This is a genomic window from Campylobacter concisus (assembly GCF_015229955.1).
GTDB lineage: Bacteria > Campylobacterota > Campylobacteria > Campylobacterales > Campylobacteraceae > Campylobacter_A > Campylobacter_A concisus_AT.
This window is the reverse complement of record NZ_JAAKYZ010000001.1, coordinates 213,010-233,002: the sequence shown is the minus strand read 5'-3', so window position 1 is coordinate 233,002 and position 19,993 is coordinate 213,010. Positions and strand designations below refer to the sequence as shown.

Here is a 19,993-nt window from a genome sequence, read left to right as displayed (position 1 = left end):
GGGCAATTTAAATTTTTAGTGTTTTTATTTGAAACAAAGTTTTGTTTTTGTAATATTACGGCTCATAAAGTTTAAGTAGGGGACAGATCCGAAAGAGCTTTAAAATTTTAAAGGAGCAACGATGAAAAAGATCGTGTTTTTAATTCTTGGTCTTGCTGCATTCGCATTTGGCGCTGACGGCGAGATGATTAGATCATATTCAGTTATCGCTGGTGGTATTGGCCTTGGTCTTGCAGCTCTTGGTGGCGCTATTGGTATGGGCAATACAGCTGCTGCAACAATTAGCGGAACAGCTAGAAACCCAGGTGTTGGTAGCAAACTTATGACTACAATGTTTATCGCTCTTGCAATGATCGAAGCACAAGTTATCTACGCACTTGTTATTACGCTTATCGTTCTTTACGCAAACCCAATGCTTGGCTAAGCGTAAAGCTTAAATTTAGCCCCTTTTTGGGGCTTTTACTCTTTTTGCGATCATGGTGGAATTGGTAGACACGCTATCTTGAGGGGGTAGTGCCGCTAGGTGTGCGAGTTCGAATCTCGCTGATCGCACCATCTAATCTTACACTTCAAAATCCAAAATCTTACAAAATTTAAAAAGGGGAATTTATGCTAGATAAAAAGCGTGCTTTAAAACAGCTACAAAATGAAGCAGATGATACCGCCATCTATACGTTACTCGAAGTTAGTGAAAAAAATGAAGAAAATAAAAAAATACTTCGTAAATTAATCACTGAAGAAAAACGACACTATGCTTTTTGCCAAAAGATAACAGGTGAGAGTAGAACTGCAAATTTATTCAAAGTTATCTTCTATACGATACTCGTTAAAATTTTTGGTACATCTTTTACTTTAAAATTTATGGAGTCACGCGAAGAAGACGCAGAGCAATTTTATCTTGGTATTGTTGATGAGTATCCTGAAGCTAGAGATATTTATGAAGAAGAAGTAAATCATGAAAACAATTTAATCTCTATGTTAAAAGATACGAAACTAGTCAATGCTGGTGGCATTGTTCTTGGTATGAATGACGCATTAGTTGAGCTAACTGGCACACTAAGTGGTATCGCACTTGCTTTTTCAAATACAAAATCAGTTGGTGCGACAGGCCTTATCATGGGCATTGCAGCTGCTCTTTCTATGGCAGGGTCGGCCTATCTTGAGTCAAAAGAAAATCCAAGCGACGAGATCAAACCGCTTACCTATTCGCTCTACACAGGTGGTTCGTACATCATAACAACGACGTTTTTGATACTTCCATTTTTTATTTTTTCAAGCAGTCTTTACGCTGTCTTGTCGATGTTTTTCTTTGCCTTTGTTGCCATTATCACTTACAACTTTTACATAAGCGTGGCAAAAGAGCTTAAATTTTTACCAAGAGTAATTGAAATGTGTGTAATAACTTTTGGTGTTGCGATCATTTCATTTGGCATTGGCTTTTTAGTTAAGCACTATTTTGGCCTAGATATTTAATCCAAAATTTCATACCAAGTGTAGCTATCGTTTCCAAAATTCCCACTAAATAGTGGTTTTAAATTTAGATCAAGGCTCAAGCTTTTACCATCCTTAAAATTTGAGCTTTGATAGATAAGTAGCCATTTTACGTTTGCTAGCTTGCCATCTTTTGCAAGTTTTAAAAACTCACCAGCACCTTCAAACATACTAAGTCCTTTTAAACTAAGCTCTTTTTGAATACTAACTTTGCGCCCTGGCACATTAAAAAGTGGTATTGTCTTATCAAATTCATCACTTCTTGAGTAGATTATGACATCTGGATTTTTGCCGCCACTTACTAGCCTACTATCAAGCTTTGGTCGGTCTATTCGCACTGTGTTGCCGCCAATTATTAGCGTATCTATGACGCTTCTTAGTTTATGGACGTGCGTGCGGCTAAGCTCATTTGTGATGATGCCGCCACTTGCCACGCCGTTTTTACTAAGAGCGATTTTTAAAAAGCTAAATCCACCATTTTGATAGGCCAAAAATGGCTCAAGTAGCTTATCGCAACGCTCTTTTAAAACACCAAATTTAACTTTCAGCCCAGTACTTTGAAGTAAATTTCCACCACCACTTGCTATTTTATTTTCATCGTGACTGCCTATTATCACCTCTCTAAAACCAAGCTCTTTTAGCAAAATTGCACAAGGTGGCGTTTTACCATGATGTAAGCAAGGCTCAAGAGTGACGTAAGCTTTTGCATTTTTTAGTAAATTTGAGTGATTTTTTAGTATAAGTTCATAGGTAAATTTTGGCTCCAAAAGGCCAAATTCGCCCTCTTTTATATTAGAGCTAAATTTATCGTTATACGCTTTTATAAAATCATCTTTAAATTTTTCACTTTTTTTGCAAAGCGCAAAGAGTATCGCTGTCGGTTCAGCGTGTAAATATCCAGCTTTTTCATGAGCCTTGCAAGATAAAATTTGACCATTTTCATCAAGGATAAGGCATCCAACGGCCGGATTTGGATAGGTTAATATTTGAAATTTCCAAGCCTCGCTTAAAGCAAGATCCATGTAAAATTCGTCGTTCATCTTAGCAGACTATATTTATTTTCCTATATCTTTTATCTCATCAACAAGAGTTTTTGAGATCAAGTCGATATCGGTCGGCTCATCCTCTGCGTCCCACCTAAAAGCAGCAATCTCTGCCAAAACCGCGATCTCTTTAAAATAGCTATATTTCGTTGTAGAGGCTGGTATAGAGTAAGAGACCAAAAGCCTATCATCGTTATCATAAATTTTCACGCTATAGCGAAAGTGTGGCTTGTTTAACGCCTTGCCACCCCAGTTAAACCATCTTTCATAGTCCATTTGTATTTTTATCTTGAAGCTATTTTCGTCCCCTAAAATGCCCTGCTCTTTTAGATGTTTGTTTATAAATTCCACAAACTCATCACGAAGTTCGCTTTCGTTTTTATAGTTAGTGTTGTGCTCATATCTAGTTGGTTGATTTGTCAATGTTAGGTTAAAATCGCTAACAATGTATTTAGTCACGCCTTTTTGTATCGGCGTTGGCTCAACATTATATTTATATCTTCCCCCACATCCAACGAAGAAAACACTTAAAACTATTAAAAAGAGTATTTTTACAAATTTCATATTTTCTAAATTTACGACAAGCCGTCGATCTTTCCGTCTGCGTCTATCTTCATATTGACAGCGGCTGGCACTTTTGGAAGTCCTGGCATTAGCATGATCTTACCACAAACTGCGACGATAAAGCCAGCCCCAGTTCTAATATCAAGGTCTTTTACGCTAAATGTAAAGCCCTTTGCTCTACCCAAAAGCTTCGCCTCATCACTAAATGAATACTGAGTTTTTGCGATACAAACTGGCAAATGGCTCAAATTTAGCTCTTTTATCATCTCAAGCTTTTTAAGAGCGGCCTCTTCAAAGACCACCTCGCCAGCTCCATAAATTTCCTTAGCGACCTTTTCTATTTTAGTTTTCGTATCGTCGCTCATCTCGTATGTGAAATTTATCTTACTTGGCTTATCGCACGCTTTTAAAACTAGCTCAGCTAGCTCAAGTGCGCCTTTGCCACCTTTTAAGAAATTCTCACAAACTGCCACTTCTACGCCAAGCTCACGGCAGTACTCTTTTACGAAATTTATCTCTTCATCAGTGTCAAAGCCAAATTTATTAAGCGCCACAACCACGTTTTGACCAAATTTACCTTTTAAATTTTCGATGTGTCCGCCAAGGTTTTCGATGCCTTTTTTAAGTGCATTCATATCTGGTTTTGTGATCTCGTCTTTATTTGCTTCGCCGTTATATTTTAGCGATCTGATCGTGCTTACAAGCACCACAGCGCTTGGTTTAATCTCAGCAACCCTGCATTTTATATCTAAAAATTTCTCCGCGCCAAGCTCCGAGCCAAAGCCAGCTTCAGTGATGACATAGTCAGCCAAATTTAGAGCTGTTTTTGTTGCAATGACTGAGTTACAGCCATGTGCGATGTTTGCAAATGGGCCACCATGAACGAGCGTAGGTGTGTGCTCTAGTGTTTGAAATAAATTTGGTTTGATCGCATCTTTTAAAAGTATGCAAACAGCGTCTTGGCAGCCTAGATCACGCACATAGATAGGCTTTTTATCGCTATCGTAAGCAACCATGATGTTTGCCACGCGCTCTTTTAGATCAGAAAGGCTTGTGGCTAGACAAAGCACAGCCATGATCTCGCTTGCGGCGGTGATGTTAAAGCCATCTTCTCTTGGCACGCCATCCGTTCTGCCGCCCTGGCCCACAGTGATAAATCTAAGCGCGCGGTCATTCATATCCATACAGCGCTTCCATAAAATTTTCTCGATTTTTAGTGGGTTTTCTTGATAGAGACTATTATCTATCATCGCTGAAATCAGGTTATTTGCCGATGTTATAGCGTGAAAATCGCCAGTGAAGTGTAAATTTAGATCCTCCATCGGCGCAAGCTGCGAGTAGCCACCACCTGCTGCTCCACCCTTTATGCCAAAAACTGGTCCAAGAGATGGTTCGCGAAGTGCTAGGCAGACTTTTTTACCAAGTGAATTTAGTGCGTCAGCTAGGCCGATCGACATAGTCGTTTTGCCCTCGCCATACGGGGTTGGATTAGTCGCAGTGACTAAGATGAGCTTTGAATTTGATGGCTCAAGTCTAGGGGAAATTTTGGCCTTAAATTTACCGTAAAGCTCAAGCTCGTCTTCGTTTAAGCCTAGTCTTGCGGCAACTTTACTGATGTGTTCAAGTTTTGTTTGGTGAGTTATCTCGATGTCGCTTAGCATTTTACCACTCCAAATATGTTTTTGCTTTTTTTATCTCACTGATGTTGATCTCAAAAATTCCCTCTTCGTTTTCTACTGCGATGCTCTCTTCGTCCGCTTTTACGAGCCTTCCTGCAAATTTTTCAGCCTCGGTTTGAACTTTTACAAGCTCGCCAACGCTCGCTTTAAAATGAGATGGCTTGCTAAGCTTTCTCTCAAGGCCAGGCGAGCTAACCTCAAGGTTATAATCCCCGCTAACTGGCGGTGTCACGTCAAAGATAGGCGAGAGCAGACGACTTACTTTTTCGCAATCATCAAGGCTCACTCCGCCATCTTTTGTGATATAAACTCTAAAAATAGCCCTGCCATTTTCATTTGCGATCTCACTATCGTAAAGCTCGACGCCGCATTCGCGTACTAGTTTGTCTAAATTATCCATTTTTGTTTAAATCCTTTGAAATTTTATCAAACAACTTATCCATATGGTTTTGATACTCTAATCTATCGTCAAATTTAAAGTGAAAATTTGGACATCTATACCAGCCCTCAGCCGCCATGCAGTGGTTTTGCAAATGCCTGCAAACGCGCTTTAGATGACCCAAAATATACTCTTGCTCGCGCTCATCAAACATCATCTTGTCAAGATAGACAAAGGCATCGTATCTGCCCTTTTTGCACTCGACGTCAGTGACGCAAAGTCCCTTTAAAATGCTATCTTCAAGAGTGGCTAGAGCCTCTGGTATGAGCTCTTTTAGCACGCTCTCTGTTCTCATACGCTTTATTTCGTTAGCGTTCATAGAGTAGCTTTCTCCTTGACTTCTTTGAAACTTTCGATGTAGTCATTTTCTCTAATGTCGTTGAAATTTTCGATACCAACGCCACACTCGTAGCCTTTAGCAACCTCTTTGACGTCATCTTTGAAGCGTTTTAGTGAGCTAACTAAGCCCTCATAAACGACCACACCTTCTCTAATAAGGCGAATTTTTGCACCTCTGTTTATCGTGCCCTCAGTGACGATACATCCAGCGATAGTGCCAACTTTTGGCACGTGGATCACTTGGCGAACCTGTGCTTGACCAAGCTGCTCTTCTCTGATGATCGGCGACATTAGTCCGCCTAAAATCGCCTTCACATCGTCGATTAGATTATAAATAACATTGTAAGTTTTTATCTCGACGCCGCTCTCTTTTGCCTTCTCTTTTATCTCGCCAGTTGGCCTTATGTTAAAGCCAAGGATGATACAGTCGTTACTTGCGCTTGCAAGTGCAACGTCGCTTTGTGTAATACCGCCAACGCCTGAGTGGATCACATTTACTCTGATCTCATCATTTGCTAGTTTTTCTAGGCTTGCTTTTAGCGCCTCAAGTGAGCCGCCAACGTCAGCTTTGATGATGACTGGAAGTGTTTTTAGCTCACCCTCAGCTATCTTAGCGCTAAGCTCATCGATACTAACCTTTGTACTCTTGCTAAGCTCTTTTTGGCGGATATATTCAGCCTTTTTCTGTGCGTACTCACGAGCTTCTTTATCAGTTTTTACGCCTATTAGCGTCTCGCCAGCCTCTGCTATCTCGCTAAGGCCCACTATCACGCCACATTCGCCTGGCTTTATCTCTTTTAATGGCCTACCCTGATCATCAAGCAAGCTTCTTATCTTGCCATACGCAACGCCTGCAACAACAGTGTCGCCAACCTTTAGCGTGCCATTTTCAACGATAATAGTAGCTACTGGGCCACGACCTTTTTGAAGTGAGCTCTCGATAACAGTTGCTTTTGCATTTGCCTTTGGATTTGCTTTTAGCTCTAAAAGATCAGCTTGTAAAAGTACGATCTCTAATAGATCATCTATGCCCATGCCTGTTTTTGCAGAGATTGGCACAAATTCATACTTTCCGCCCCACTCTGTTGGCATGATATCAAGCTCGGCAAGACCAGTCTTTACTAGGTCAGGATTTGCTGACTCTTTATCCATTTTGTTTATTGCGATGATTATCGGTACGCCAGCGGCTTTTGCGTGGCTAACCGCCTCTTTTGTTTGTGGTTTTACGCCATCATCTGCTGCAACTACGATGATAACTATGTCAGTCACGCCAGCACCTCTTGCACGCATAGCAGTAAACGCTTCGTGACCTGGAGTGTCGATAAATGTGATATTTTTGCCGTTTTTATTTACCATGTAAGCACCAACATGCTGAGTGATACCACCAGCCTCTCCTGCTGCTACACGTGATTTTCTTATGTAATCAAGCAATGAAGTTTTACCATGATCAACGTGACCCATGATGGTTATGACTGGTGCTCTTGGCTGGAGATTTTCATCGTCTTTTATCTCTTCTTCATAGGCTGCTACGTAGTCAAATTCTTTTTGATCGTCGATGATATTAACCTCTACATTAAACTCATCAGCCAAAATTTCTATCGCATCTTCATCCAAAAAGTCATTTTTAGTTGTCATCATACCAAGCATAAATAACTTACCTATGATCTCACTTGGCTGTTTGTTTAGCTTTTCAGCAAATTCATAAACACGAATTTCTTTTGGAATATTTATAGACGTCACCGCTTCATTGTTTTGCTTATTTTCAGGCTTTTTGTGTTTTTTTCTAGCTCTTCTTTGAATGCCGCCTTCGCCAAATGAATTTATCGTATTGTTGACCGTAGTTCTCATAACATTTGGCTGTTTTGTCTTTTGTGCAGGTACTGGTCCTGGGGTTTTAAAACTAAAATCAGGAAGAACAACCACATCTTCATCTTCTAACACGATATCACCAAAGTCACTTCCGCCAAGTAGGTCCATCTTCTGAGTACTATCTTTTTTACTTGCAACAACTACTTTTTTATCTTTTTTCTTTTTCTTAGCTAAATTTTCATCATTTGCTGAAAACATACTTTTAAAATCGCTTATATTAGCTATGCTTGGTTCAGGCTTTTTCTCTTCTTTTGTAGCAATTGGCGCTTCATAGTCTTTTTTCTTTTTTACTATCACAAGACCACGTCTTTTTTGAGTCACATCGGCCAAGCTCTCTTTTGGTCTTGGAGCTTCGACTTGTTTTTGCTCTACTTTGATTTCTTCTTTTTTAGGCTCAATTTTTTGTTTTTCTTCTAAAATTTGTGCCTCTTTCTTAGGCTCAGCTTTTACCGACTTTGACTCAGTTTTAGTAGTAGCTTTTTTAGGTTCACTCTTTTGCTTTTCTTCTTTTTTTACTGGCTCTTTTTCTACTTCTTTTTTAGGCTCTTTTTTTGGTTTAGGTTCACTCTTTTTCTTTTTAAATTTATCTGGTATCACGCCAGTTTGAACATATTCATATATAGCTTCGGCCTCTTCAAGGCTAACTGCATTTGAGTGAGTTTTGACTTTTAATCCTAACTCTTGAGCTTTTTCTACTATCTCTTTACTTGGATAGCCAAGCTCGTTTGCGATCTCTGAAATCCTAACATTGCTCATTTAAGAGTATCTCCTTTAACTTCGGTGCATCACAAATAAAAGCACCTTTAGTTTGTTTATCAATTATTTTTTTTAAAATTTTTATATCTTTTTGTATACACTTGTCACACAGATAAAAGCTACGACCATTTCCTTTGCCATACTCTAAATTCTTACCAACCAAGCGGTATCTTTTTAGCAAGCTCTGAGAAATTTTAATTTTACAAGCGACACATGTCCTTACAGGATTATTTTTGTTCATTATATCTTTTTAAACTTGTTTTTAGCTTTGCGTAATTTCGTATCCATCGTTATCAAATGAAAAAATCTCAACCCTAAAATCACCAAATTTACTCTTTAAAATATCTTGTAAATTTTTAGCATCATCTTTATAAGAGATGTTTAAAAAGCTTGAGCCTGAGCCTGAAAGCGTGCTCATTAAAGCACCATTTTCATAAGCTACTTTTCTAACTTCAAAAAGTTCTTCTAAAGCGTGCATTCTACGCTCTTCATGCATCAAATCTTTGCTTGCTATTTTTAAGAGATCATACTTTTTTTCATAAAAACAAGACGTTAAAAAAGCGGCATGAGATAAGTTATTTACACACTCTTTCATCGTATAGTTCTTTGGTAAAATTTGTCTTGACGAGGATGTACTCATTGGCTTATTTGGGATGACAACTACTGCTTTTATCTCGTCACTTAAATTTATTTTATTTGCGTAAACATTACCATTTTTTACGATCGCGCTGATAAATCCACCGTGAACTGCTGGCGAGATATTATCAGGATGGGTTTCATAGATGATAGCTTTATTTAAAACTGTCTCTTTGCTTGCCTTAAAGCCAGCCATTTCGTACGCTGAAGCAATGGCCCCAACGATAGCAGCAGAGCTACTGCCAAGCCCCCTTGAAAATGGGATATTATTTTCAAAAACGACTCTAAAATTTTCATTTTTACCAGTTAGCTCAAAAAAAATTTCATTAAAAATACTTAAGAATATATTGTTTCTCTTTAAATTTACACTTCCACTGCCTTCGCCGTTTATCGACACTGAGCTAAATTTTGCTGGCTCGATTTTCACACTATTAAAAAGCTTCAAACTAAGCCCCAAAGCATCAAAACCAGGACCCAAATTTGCACTTGTTGCAGGCACTAAGATGTTCAAAATTTCTCCTAAACTGCTTGGATGATATAATCTGGAAGTGTATCTGAATTTAGTTTTAATTCATCTAAATTTAAAGGCAACCTAAATCCTACTGGCTCCACTTTTTCAAGTAAAATTTTGCCATCTTTTAAAACAAAACTTAAATTTTTATTTGCTCTTATAGCTTGGTGACCATTTAAACTAAAGCCACTAACGGCGTAAAATTCGCAACCCTTTGCTAAAGAGAAAGTCTTTAAGATGACATAGGCCACCTTTAGCCCCAAAAAACTGCCTGGCGTATTTGCATAGATAATTTTTGTGATATTAAATTTAGAGGATAAATTTTCTAAGATTTTTATCAAAGCTTCACTGACATGTTCATCAGTTGTAATTTCATCAAATTTTACGCCGTCTTTATAGACTCCAACCAAGAGCGGAGTCGATAAAGAGACAACTAAAATTTCAATATTTTCTATGCAAATACCTTTTGATACTCTTTTAGAAGTTCACCATTTAGAGTTGAGATCTCGTAGTTTTTCTCATCGGACATCAAAGCAAGAGTTAATTTGTGATTTAGGTCATGGCTTCCAGCAAATGCTGTATAATCGCCCAACAAAGGCGCTCCAAGTAAGCTTAAATCGCCAATCGCATCTAAAATTTTGTGCCTTACAAACTCATTTTCAAATCTCAAACCTTCTGGATTTAGGATATGCGTATCATCGATTGCCACGGCATTATCAAGCGATGCACCAAGAGCTAAATTTTGAGCTTGTAAACGTTGTAAATCTTTCAAAAAGCCAAAAGTTCTAGCACGAGCTATATTTTTTATAAACGAGCTTTTACTAAAATCAAAAACATATCTCTGTTCACCAATAACTGGATGATCAAATTTTATCGTATAGTCAAATTTTGGACTTCTTGAAGGTGAAGTTCGCACAAATTTAGAACCCTCAATGACTTCAACTTCACGTCTAACAAGAATTACTTTTTTACCGGCATCAAGATATCTTATGCCAGCCTCATCAAGTAGCATGCAAAAGCTTATCGCACTGCCATCCATGACTGGAATTTCATTTGCATCAACAGAGATTCTAATATTATCAATGCCATAACCATTTATGGCTGACATTAGATGCTCAATCGTACTAATAAAGCCCTTTTCATTGCCAACAACGGTTGCCATCTGCGTATTTATCACATTTTTAGGTTCGGCTTTAAAACTAATACCAAGATCTTCGCGGTGCAAAATAATACCAGAATTTGCATCAAGAGGTTCTAGTATAAGTCTTATCGGCTCACCTTTATGAAGCCCTATACCAACGGTCTCAACGCGTCTTGCGATAGTAGTTTGTTTCAAGAATTTTCCTTATATTTTTAATCCGCTTATGATAGCACTAAAAAATCAATTTTGCAAATTTTTAGTTCTTGTCTATCATCGCTTTTGCAGCATCTAAAACACTTGTGATATTGTCTTTTATCCACTTTTTATCCATCCATTGTTGTGGTCTCACCTCTTCGCCTTGGACTAAAATTCCAAAGTGAAGATGATCACCAAGTGCAAGACCACTAGTTCCAGTAGTACCTATTTGATCACCGGCTGCCACCATATCACCCTCTTTTACTCTAGTGCTTGAGCAGTGTCCATAAAGCGAATAAAGCCCAAATCCATGATCGATCACAATATTTAATCCATAAATTCCATTTTCAGATGCTAGCACAACACGACCAGCATTGCTAGCTATAATAGGAGCTGCGGCCACACTTGCAAAGTCTATTCCCATATGCCAAGATTCGCTTACTTGCTCGTTATTATATGTATAGTATCGGTGATCGGCGAAGTCAGCCACTTTTTTACCATTTCTTAGTGGATAAAATGGTGTCACACTAAAGCCAGTTAACATCTCATCACCAGGATTTGTAGTAAGTGCTGTTATTTTTTCTTCGTTTGAGTTTCTAAGTGTTTCATTGACAAATCTCATTTTCTCAAGCCTTGAAAGCGCACTTGGATCTTTTGCATATTGATCAGTTAGATCAACTATCTTACCATCTAAAAATCTATCATTTAATGCAATAGTTGAAGTTTTATACTTTACATTTTCGTAAAAATACCTAACATGTGACTTGCTTTCATTGCCTGCAAAGTCTCTTGCGATGACCTCAGCACTAAAATTTTCAACCTGAACTGGCCAAGCAACGAGTGCTACATAAAAGCCCTCTTTATAAAATGGAACAGCCTTAAATTTCTTACCAAAATTTGTCTGGACATAGACCTCTTTTAGCTGATTATCAGTTGCTCTAAAGACCACAACAGCACTACCACCTTTTGAGATAGAATAAGACTGCGAAAGCACGTAAAGATCAGGCTTTGAAGTATCAAGCACTACTTCAACCTTTTTGCTAGCTTTATTGCCAGTAAAAAAGCTCCATTTGCTAGTATCTACAGCTTCAATATTCATCTCATAGGTATCTTTTTGAGCAAAAAAGCCAGTCTTTGGAAAGGTTAAATTTACATCAAGCTCGGTACTTGGGTTTTGTATGATTTGATTTAATAAATTTAGATCATTTTTCCCATCATTCATACTAATTCGTACAAATTTTATACCACTATCGTCTTTAAATTTGATATTCATTGGGGTTCTAAGATTCCAATAAACTTTATCAGCAACACCGATTATCGGCTCATTTCGCTCAAAATCTTTTGACATCAAAGCATAGCCAAAACCACCGGCTAAAATTAAAATTAGCAAAAGCACAACAATACCAAATCCGCCAACTCCACGTCTATTCATATATTTTTACCTTAAATTTAATTTGCAAAATTTTACACGTAAATCAATAAATTTTTAGTTAATTACAAAATTTCTCTTACAGCCCTAGCGTCGCTCATCCAGGCAAAAAGTTCGTCCCAGCGTTCATCTTTGATGAGATCTTTGCACAAATTTAGCTCTTTTTCAAACATATTTATAGCTTCAACAACATTATTTTTATTTTGCTTAAAGATATCGCTCCACATAAAAGGCGAACTCTTTGCGACACGTATCATACCCTTAAATGTAGGTCCACCTAGTGCTACGATATGCCTTTTATCCTCTTCTTTTAAAATTCCACTCGCTAGAGAAAATGCAATCGCATGAGGCAAATGCGAAATAAGACCCACGTGATGATCATGTTCTTTCGCACTCATAAAAATGATCTTCATACCAAGGCAAGAAAATAGCTCAACGCTTCTTTTTACATGTTTTTCTGCGCTTTCTGCAAAGTCACAAACGATAACAGTTGCTCCTGTGTAAAGTGATTTAAAAGCAGCCTCTGGACCAGAATACTCAGTACCTGCCATTGGATGAGCTGGGATGAAATTTTTACGAATTTTTTCTGGTACTGCCTCGATGATCTTTTGTTTAGTTGAGCCAAAATCAATGATAGTTGTATCTTCGTTGATATCAGTTAAATTTTGCACGATGCTCACGATAGCCTCGACTGGCACAGCCAAAAAGATGATGTCACACTTCTTTTTCATCTCGTCAATGCTTAAAATTTCATGCACCAAGCCAAGCTCTAAGGCCTTTTTGCTATGATTTTCATCTTTGTCATATCCACTAACACAAGAGATTAATTTTTCATCTTTTAGTGCAAGACCAAGTGAGCCACCCATAAGACCAAGTCCGATGATACCTATTTTCATAAAAAACCTTCAAAATTATAAAATTTAAATTTATTAAAAATAAAATATGATATTATACGCATTTATACTAAAACTCTAGGTTAAATTTAATGAAAAAGAAATTATTTTTATTAGCATTAGCTTTCAGTGGCCTAAGCGCACAAACAATCCAGTCAATAAATTTTAAAGGCCTAATTCACCTTTCGCCTGAAGTAGCAAGCCAAATAATGGGCCTAAAAGTCGGTCAGGATTTGACTCCAAAGCTTAGCGATAAGGCGATCACAAATTTATACAAACAAAATTATTTCGACGATATCTACATAGAAGATACAGGCAATGGCAATCTTTTAGTAGCTGTAAAAGAAAAGCCAAGTGTTGCGAGAGTTGATCTAAAAGGTGTTGTAACAAATGATAAAACTGCGATCGAGTCGCTAATCAACATCAAACCAGGCAATATGTACGATGAGCTTACAATAGAAAAAACTAAAGAGAGAATTCGCCAATATTATGAGTCAAAGGGCTACTTTGACACAGTTGTTGACGTAGAAAAACAACCAGTTGCAGACAACGACAGCTCACTTTTTATAACGCTCAACATAAACCGCGGCGAAAATATGATAATCAAAAATGTAAATTTAGTCGGTGCAAAAGAGTTTGATTATGACGACATTGAGCCAGTAGTTGCAAACAAAAGTAGAGAATTTATGGGCTGGCTTTGGGGCAGAAATGATGGTAAAGTTAAACTTTTTGAGCTTGAAAATGACCCAGCAAGAATACAAGACAAATATTTCCAAAAAGGCTATTTAGACGCGACTATTTCGTCACCTTATTTAAATTCATCGTTTGATAATTACACAGCTGATCTTACTTATTATGTTCATGAAGGTGAGCCTTATAAGGTTTCAAATGTAAGCATTACGGCACCTGAAGAGCTAGAGCTTGATACTAAAAAGATTATAGATGACTTTAGGCTTGAGGCTGGTGATACAATGAACTCAGCAAGACTTCGCCAAGATATGAAAAAGCTCGATGATATGGTTGCTGACAAAGGTTATGCGTTTGTAAAAGTCTATCCAAAGACTGATAAATTTGATGAAAATAAAACTGTCGATATTGACTACGAAGTCGATCCTGGTGAAAAAGTATATATAAGAAATGTTCAAATTTCAGGAAACGATAGAACTGTTGACCGCGTTGTAAGACGCGAACTTTATCTAACTGAAGGAAATTTATATAGTAGAACCGACCTTCAAGACTCAAAAGATGCGCTAAAAAGAACAAGCTACTTTGATGATGTTGAGATAGAAGAAGATCCGGTTGATAAAAATACAGTTGATTTAAAAGTAAAAGTAAAAGAGGCTTCAACTGGCTCAATAAGCGGTGGTATTGGATATGGCAGCAGTGACGGACTACTACTAAACGCGGCACTTTCTGACACAAATATCTTTGGCTCTGGCCTTCAAGGACAAGTAAGTGTTGATAAAAGTGACAGAGAGCTTTCAGGTCAGATAAGTCTTACAAACCCAAGAATTTTTGACTCAGAGTATAGCCTTGGTGGAACACTTTACGCAAATGACTATGACTGGAGAACATATAAAGAGAGAAGCTATGGCTTTAGCACAACACTAGGTAGAAAACTAACTAGAAATTTAAGTGCATCACTTACTTACAACATTGAGCAAAGCAAAATTACCTTAAAAGATGATGAACTAAGAGATATCAACACAAAAACCAAAAAAGAAATTTATAGAGAAGGTAAAGCTATAAAAAGTGCCATAACTCCGGCTTTAACATATAATAGCACTGATGATTATTACTTGCCAAGACGTGGCATCATAGCTAGCACATCATTTGAGATAGCTGGGCTTGGTGGCGATATAGACTTTATCAAAAATCGCACAAATTTCAACTACTATCTAGGCCTTAGAGAGTACATCGACTACGATCTTATCTTAAGATACAAAGCAAGCTTTGGCAAAATTTGGGAAAGAGGATATACTCCAATCAACGAAAGACTTTACCTTGGTGGTATAAGAAGCTTACGTGGTTACGAGAGTAGAACCGTATCTCCAAAGGTAAAATATAATGGCGACTACTACGAATATGGCGGCGAAACTTCGTTTAATAATTCAGCTGAAATAAGCTTCCCTATAATAGATCGTGTCAAAATGCGTGGTGTTGTATTTTATGACTACGGCATGATCGGTGAAAATAGTCTAAATGAGATAAAAAGATCATCAGTTGGTACTGGTATCGAGTGGATAACTCCTATCGGACCACTTCAACTAATCTTTGCAAAAGCTCTTAAACCTAAAGAGGGTGATGATACAAATACATTTGAATTTACTATTGGAAGACGATTCTAACAAGATACTTTAAAGGGGCTAACTTGCCCCTTTAAACCTCCACAAATAAATAAACTTTAAGTCATATAAGAAAAAGCAAGGCAAACATTAGATATAATCCCACAATTTTTAATATAAGTGGGTAAAAATATGAATTTCTCAGATATTTTTTCAAAGATAAGAAAAGCTCAACCTCGTCCAGAAGAAGCACCTACGCACTGGGTAAAATGCGATAATTGTCACTCACTGATGTACTACAAAGAAGTTGAAGCTTGTTTTAATGTATGCCCGAAATGTGGCTATCATATGAGATTAAAAGCTACTGATCGCATAAATTTGATCTGTGATGAAGATAGCTTTGTAGAATTTGACGCGAATTTAAAACCGGTAGATCCATTAAATTTTGTTGATAAAAAATCATACAAAAAAAGGATCACAGAAAATAAAGAAAAAACAGGACGCACAAGCTCAGTGATATGTGGCGAAGGTAAATGCGACGGGCAAGATATCCAGCTAGTTGTTTTTGACTTTGGTTTCATGGGTGGTTCGCTAGCTTCAGTTGAGGGTGAAAAGATCGTAAGAGCGATAAAACGAGCAATAGAAAAACGCCAAGCTTTAGTCATAGTGAGTGCTTCAGGTGGAGCTAGAATGCAAGAGAGTACATTCTCTTTGATGCAAATGTCAAAGACATCAGCTGCTTTAAAACTACTTGATGAAGCAAAGCTACCTTACATCTCAATACTTACTGATCCGACGATGGGTGGCGTTAGTGCCTCTTTTGCTTGGCTTGGAGATCTAATAATTGCTGAACCTGGCGCATTGATAGGCTTTGCCGGTCAAAGGGTCATCAAACAAACCATTGGTGCTGACCTTCCAGAGGGATTTCAAAGAGCTGAGTTTTTGTTAGAACATGGCTTAATCGATGCTATTGTGCCAAGAAGCGAACATAAAAAATATATAAGCGATATGGTTAAATTTCTCACAAATAACAAGACAATGCATCAAAAAGAAAGACAAGATGAGAGCGGAAATAACTTTGAACTAAAGCTAAAAACCAAAGGCTAAATTTGGAAATTTCAGTTTTTAGCATTCAAAAATCATCACGTGACAACTTTGAAAACGAAATACAAGAATATATAAAAATGAGTGCAAAATTTGCCAAGATAAACGATAAAGTCTTTTTCAATGAAAAAATAGCAAAAGCTCAAAGCACTGGAAAAAGCGAAGCATTAAGAGCTTATGATGAAATTTATGAGCCAAATTTAAAAGGCTTTTGCGTAATGCTTGATGAAAATGGCTTGCAACTTGACAGCCAAGAATTCGCACAAATTTTAAACTCAAATTCACAAATTAACTTTTTCATAGGTGGAGCTTACGGCCTTAGCCAAAATTTAAAGAATAAAGCGCAAAAAATCATAAGCTTAAGCAAGATGACGATGGCGCATAAGGTTGCCAAGCTTGTACTTTTTGAGCAAATTTTTAGAGCACTTTGCATAAATGCAAACCACCCATACCACAAATAAAGGAATATAAATGACACAAACTGAGCTAAATTTTTTTAAAAAATTACTTGAAGAAAGAAAATTACAGATCAAAAAAAATATCTATGATTCATCTGTTGAAGTAAATGGCTTAAGAGATAGTGGTGTAAGCGATGAGTTTGATATAGCCTCAGTAAATACAGATCAGCTAATAGAGCATTCGATCTCGACACAACAAAGAGCGGAGCTATCAGAAATAGATGAAGCACTAGAGAAGATAGCAAATAAAACTTATGGAATTTGTGATATGTGCGAAGAGGAGATCAGCATACCGCGACTAAAAGTAAAACCACATGCAAAATACTGCATAACTTGCCGTGAAATAATCGAAAAAACAGCAAAAAACTAAGGAGAAAATATGAAAACTAGAAAATTTCTCGTCTATTGCATAATCTACATAGTAGTTGTTGCAGGACTTACTTATTCTCTTAATAGTTCTGATTACACATTTGAGCTTTTAGGCCAAACTATAACTTTGCCAATTGCTATTTGGGTCGCTCTTCCGGTAGTTGTTTTAGCACTTCTTGCTCTACTTCATATCGCTTATCATGGATATGCTTTTTATAGATATAAAAAATGGATCAAAAAGGATAGCCAGCTTTATAAAGATTTAGCCAAAGAGACGCTTCTTGGCTTTGAGAGCAATAAAGACTTCAAAACCGACACTTACAAGATCGCCTCACAGCTTACTCGCTCTATCTCACCAGTAGGCGAGCTTAAAGATGTCGGTGTAGATGATGCTGAAATAAACAATATCTTACAAACTATAAAAAGTATAAAAAATAAAGAGATCGTCGATCTAAAGAAATTTAGATTAGCAAAAGATAGCAAGTTAAATATCCTAAATGAGCTAAATAAAATCGAGCAACTACCTACTTACTATCTTGACATACTTAAAAATCAAGAACAAAACGAGAGCCTTAAAAAAGCTGCATTTGATAAACTCATAAAAGTAGCTTCTTTTAGCGAGATCAAAAGATTAAATTTTGAACTAGCGAGTGAAGATATAATGCTTATTATTACCCGATTTGTAAATGACGAGATCGATCTAAGCAGTGATGAAATTTTTGATCTTTTAAACAACGCAAAAGTGACAAAAGCTCAATACGACAAAGTAGCCATAATGCTTAAAAATAAGCTAAAACCAGACGCATTTATCAGCATCTTTGAGAAGTTAAAAAGCATCCATGCTGATGCTGATGAGGCTTACGTATATGCGCTATTTGAGCTTCAGATGCTTGATAAAGTAAGAGAGGCTATCGAAGGTAGCGACCCAGATGAGTTTAAAGAGATAAAGGTCTTGCTGTTTTTACGAGATAACGGCAAAATGGTGCCTAGCTCGTTATTTTTTAAATGATAGACTTTAGCAAAAAGCCACTTTTCTTAGCACCGCTTGCTGGCTTTTCTGACTTGCCACTAAGAAGCGTAGTTAAGAAATTTGGCTGTGATGTCACTGTTAGCGAAATGATCAGCGCGAATGCCTTGGTCTATGAGAGCAGTGACAAAACGCTTGAAATGATTAAAAAATCCCCAAACGAAGAGCCCTATGTCGTCCAGATAGCTGGCAGTGACATAGAAAATATAAAAAAAGCCGTGCAGATAATCAATAAATTTGATGGGATTCATGGGCTCGATCTAAACTGCGGCTGCCCTGTGCCAAAGGTCGTTAGACAAGGTGCGGGATCGGCTTTGTTAAACGATCTTGACAAGCTTCAAAGCATAATCTCAGCTATAAAAAGCATCTCAAACAAAGAGAGCCTAAGCGTTAAATTTAGGCTTGGTTTTAATGATAAAAATGAGATCAAAATCGCAAAAGCCTGCGAAGAAGCCGGCGCAGACTACATCGCGGTGCATGGGCGCACCAGAGCTGGCGGATACAGCGCAAAGGTTGATTACGAAGCGATCGCTAGAGTAAAAGCGAGCGTAAAAATCCCAGTCATCGCAAATGGTGATATAAACGCACAAAATGCAGATGAAATTCTTAGTTTTACAAAATGCGATGCCCTAATGATCGGCAGAGCAAGCATCGGTAACCCTTGGATATTTCACGAGATAAAGACCAAAACTAGCGTGGATAAGGCGCTAAAGCAAAAGATCATACTAGCTCACTTTGATGCTATGATCGAGCACTACGGAGAGCATGGACTTTGCATATTTAGAAAGCATTTGCATCAGTACAGCAAGGGGATAGATGGCGCAACAACCTTTAGAAATGATATAAATTTTATCAAAGACGTGACAGCGATGAGAGAGCGCATAAGGGAGTTTTTTGCCTAGATGCAAGGCTATATCCTGCGCGTGCAAAAGGTCAGAGACGAGGACCTTTTAGTCTTTGTGCTAACGCCAAATTTGCTCGTAAAATCGTATAGATTTTTTGGCGCACGCCACTCAAACATCATGACTGGCTATAAGATCGACTTTGAGCTAGAGCAAGAGGCGAAATTTCTACCAAAGCTTAGAAGCATACTTCACCTTGGCTTTAAATGGCTGCTAGAGCGCGACAAGCTCATCATTTGGCAGCAGTTCATGCGCCTACTTTATGATCATCTAAAAGAGGTCGAGCAGCTCGATAAAATTTACTTTAACGAGCTTGATCGCTGCGCCAAACAGATGCAGCTACAAAATCCAAAACGCCTTATCATCGAAAGCTACGTTAAAATTTTAGAGTATGAAGGTAGGCTTCACAGCGAGCTTGAGTGCTTCATCTGCGACGAGGAGATAGAGAGCGAGCTTTGTTTAACTCGTGGTTTTTTACCCTCTCACAAGCACTGCCTTGATAGGAGCGAATTTGACGCTGGTAAGATCAAAAATTTGTTTGATACAAAAAGCACGATCGAGCTAAATGACGATGAGATAAACCGCCTTTATAAAATTTTACTTGACGGACTTTAGGCTATAGCTTGCTATTTTAAATAGCTATTTCTTAATGCTTAAAGCACATGGCTATTTTTTAAGCTTCAATTTTCTAAGTTATAAAAATTCTAACCAGTAGCTTTTTGCACTAAATGCTTTTGTATTTGCTGTATATGATAGTTTTGATTTATGCACAAGTATAAAAATTTCATCTATTCATACATTTTTTATTTATTTTGATACGAGCTAATTAAAATAGAAATATTTATAGCTTGCTTCTTGGGATT

General features: G+C 37.6%; 21 protein-coding genes and 1 tRNA gene. 10 read left to right on the top strand and 12 right to left on the bottom strand.

Going from position 1 to position 19,993, the window contains the following annotated elements; translation table 11 throughout:
* The first annotated feature begins 121 nt into the window (after nucleotides 1–121).
* The 3 genes from G6W45_RS01205 to G6W45_RS01195 all read left to right on the top strand — a co-directional run bounded on the left by G6W45_RS01205 (nucleotide 122) and on the right by G6W45_RS01195 (nucleotide 1,473).
* Complete coding sequence (locus G6W45_RS01205) at nucleotides 122–424, top strand: F0F1 ATP synthase subunit C (protein ID WP_004317263.1); 303 nt, start codon at nucleotides 122–124, stop codon at nucleotides 422–424.
* Between the two features lie 46 nt (nucleotides 425–470).
* A tRNA-Leu gene (locus G6W45_RS01200) sits at nucleotides 471–555 on the top strand.
* Between the two features lie 54 nt (nucleotides 556–609).
* A complete protein-coding gene (locus G6W45_RS01195; RefSeq protein ID WP_194167251.1) occupies nucleotides 610–1,473 on the top strand; it encodes a VIT1/CCC1 transporter family protein in 864 nt (287 codons plus the stop codon).
* Here G6W45_RS01195 and ribD read toward each other — a convergent pair.
* From ribD to G6W45_RS01135, 12 genes are all read right to left on the bottom strand, one after another.
* A complete protein-coding gene (gene ribD / locus G6W45_RS01190; protein ID WP_194167250.1) occupies nucleotides 1,470–2,531 on the bottom strand; it encodes a bifunctional diaminohydroxyphosphoribosylaminopyrimidine deaminase/5-amino-6-(5-phosphoribosylamino)uracil reductase RibD in 1,062 nt (353 codons plus the stop codon). The genes G6W45_RS01195 and ribD overlap by 4 nt on opposite strands.
* Nucleotides 2,532–2,546: 15 nt before the next feature.
* On the bottom strand, nucleotides 2,547–3,098 hold the full coding sequence (locus G6W45_RS01185) for a hypothetical protein (protein ID WP_194167249.1): 552 nt from the start codon (nucleotides 3,096–3,098) through the stop codon (nucleotides 2,547–2,549).
* 11 nt (nucleotides 3,099–3,109) lie between these two features.
* Nucleotides 3,110–4,759 carry a formate--tetrahydrofolate ligase gene (locus G6W45_RS01180; protein ID WP_194167248.1) on the bottom strand — a complete coding sequence of 550 codons (1,650 nt, stop codon included), beginning with the start codon at nucleotides 4,757–4,759 and terminating at the stop codon, nucleotides 3,110–3,112.
* Between the two features lies 1 nt (nucleotide 4,760).
* Nucleotides 4,761–5,177 (bottom strand): ribosome maturation factor RimP, encoded by a 417-nt coding sequence (rimP, locus tag G6W45_RS01175; protein ID WP_021089627.1) that lies wholly within the window; start codon nucleotides 5,175–5,177, stop codon nucleotides 4,761–4,763.
* Nucleotides 5,170–5,535 carry a 30S ribosome-binding factor RbfA gene (rbfA, locus tag G6W45_RS01170; protein ID WP_004317240.1) on the bottom strand — a complete coding sequence of 122 codons (366 nt, stop codon included), beginning with the start codon at nucleotides 5,533–5,535 and terminating at the stop codon, nucleotides 5,170–5,172. The genes rimP and rbfA overlap by 8 nt, the downstream gene beginning before the upstream one ends.
* Nucleotides 5,532–8,180 (bottom strand): translation initiation factor IF-2, encoded by a 2,649-nt coding sequence (gene infB, locus G6W45_RS01165; RefSeq protein ID WP_194167247.1) that lies wholly within the window; start codon nucleotides 8,178–8,180, stop codon nucleotides 5,532–5,534. Before infB ends, rbfA begins: the two co-directional genes overlap by 4 nt.
* Nucleotides 8,167–8,421 carry a hypothetical protein gene (locus G6W45_RS01160; protein ID WP_194167246.1) on the bottom strand — a complete coding sequence of 85 codons (255 nt, stop codon included), beginning with the start codon at nucleotides 8,419–8,421 and terminating at the stop codon, nucleotides 8,167–8,169. The genes infB and G6W45_RS01160 overlap by 14 nt, the downstream gene beginning before the upstream one ends.
* Nucleotides 8,422–8,442: 21 nt before the next feature.
* Nucleotides 8,443–9,327, bottom strand: coding sequence for a homoserine kinase (thrB, locus tag G6W45_RS01155; RefSeq protein ID WP_194167245.1), 885 nt, complete (start codon nucleotides 9,325–9,327; stop codon nucleotides 8,443–8,445).
* Between the two features lie 8 nt (nucleotides 9,328–9,335).
* Nucleotides 9,336–9,737 carry a glycoprotease gene (locus G6W45_RS01150; protein ID WP_194167244.1) on the bottom strand — a complete coding sequence of 134 codons (402 nt, stop codon included), beginning with the start codon at nucleotides 9,735–9,737 and terminating at the stop codon, nucleotides 9,336–9,338.
* A 41-nt stretch (nucleotides 9,738–9,778) separates the two neighbouring features.
* Nucleotides 9,779–10,663 carry a UDP-3-O-acyl-N-acetylglucosamine deacetylase gene (lpxC, locus tag G6W45_RS01145; RefSeq protein WP_194167243.1) on the bottom strand — a complete coding sequence of 295 codons (885 nt, stop codon included), beginning with the start codon at nucleotides 10,661–10,663 and terminating at the stop codon, nucleotides 9,779–9,781.
* 61 nt (nucleotides 10,664–10,724) lie between these two features.
* On the bottom strand, nucleotides 10,725–12,095 hold the full coding sequence (gene pgp6, locus G6W45_RS01140; RefSeq protein ID WP_194167242.1) for a peptidoglycan metallopeptidase Pgp6: 1,371 nt from the start codon (nucleotides 12,093–12,095) through the stop codon (nucleotides 10,725–10,727).
* A 62-nt stretch (nucleotides 12,096–12,157) separates the two neighbouring features.
* Nucleotides 12,158–12,988 (bottom strand): prephenate dehydrogenase, encoded by an 831-nt coding sequence (locus G6W45_RS01135; protein ID WP_194167241.1) that lies wholly within the window; start codon nucleotides 12,986–12,988, stop codon nucleotides 12,158–12,160.
* An 89-nt stretch (nucleotides 12,989–13,077) separates the two neighbouring features.
* Here G6W45_RS01135 and bamA point away from each other — a divergent pair, with 89 nt between their 5' ends.
* The 7 genes from bamA to recO all read left to right on the top strand — a co-directional run bounded on the left by bamA (nucleotide 13,078) and on the right by recO (nucleotide 19,745).
* Nucleotides 13,078–15,333 carry an outer membrane protein assembly factor BamA gene (bamA, locus tag G6W45_RS01130; protein WP_084108780.1) on the top strand — a complete coding sequence of 752 codons (2,256 nt, stop codon included), beginning with the start codon at nucleotides 13,078–13,080 and terminating at the stop codon, nucleotides 15,331–15,333.
* Nucleotides 15,334–15,462: 129 nt separating this feature from the next.
* Nucleotides 15,463–16,377, top strand: a complete 915-nt coding sequence (gene accD, locus G6W45_RS01125) for an acetyl-CoA carboxylase, carboxyltransferase subunit beta (protein WP_194167240.1) — start codon at nucleotides 15,463–15,465, stop codon at nucleotides 16,375–16,377.
* Between the two features lie 2 nt (nucleotides 16,378–16,379).
* Nucleotides 16,380–16,835 carry a 23S rRNA (pseudouridine(1915)-N(3))-methyltransferase RlmH gene (locus G6W45_RS01120; RefSeq protein ID WP_021090906.1) on the top strand — a complete coding sequence of 152 codons (456 nt, stop codon included), beginning with the start codon at nucleotides 16,380–16,382 and terminating at the stop codon, nucleotides 16,833–16,835.
* A 10-nt stretch (nucleotides 16,836–16,845) separates the two neighbouring features.
* Complete coding sequence (gene dksA, locus G6W45_RS01115) at nucleotides 16,846–17,202, top strand: RNA polymerase-binding protein DksA (RefSeq protein WP_035167251.1); 357 nt, start codon at nucleotides 16,846–16,848, stop codon at nucleotides 17,200–17,202.
* A gap of 9 nt (nucleotides 17,203–17,211) precedes the next feature.
* Complete coding sequence (locus G6W45_RS01110; protein WP_194167239.1) at nucleotides 17,212–18,210, top strand: LapA family protein; 999 nt, start codon at nucleotides 17,212–17,214, stop codon at nucleotides 18,208–18,210.
* A complete protein-coding gene (locus G6W45_RS01105) occupies nucleotides 18,207–19,130 on the top strand; it encodes a tRNA dihydrouridine synthase (RefSeq protein ID WP_194167238.1) in 924 nt (307 codons plus the stop codon). Before G6W45_RS01110 ends, G6W45_RS01105 begins: the two co-directional genes overlap by 4 nt.
* Nucleotides 19,131–19,745, top strand: coding sequence for a recombination protein RecO (gene recO, locus G6W45_RS01100; RefSeq protein ID WP_194167237.1), 615 nt, complete (start codon nucleotides 19,131–19,133; stop codon nucleotides 19,743–19,745).
* Nucleotides 19,746–19,993 lie beyond the last annotated feature (248 nt).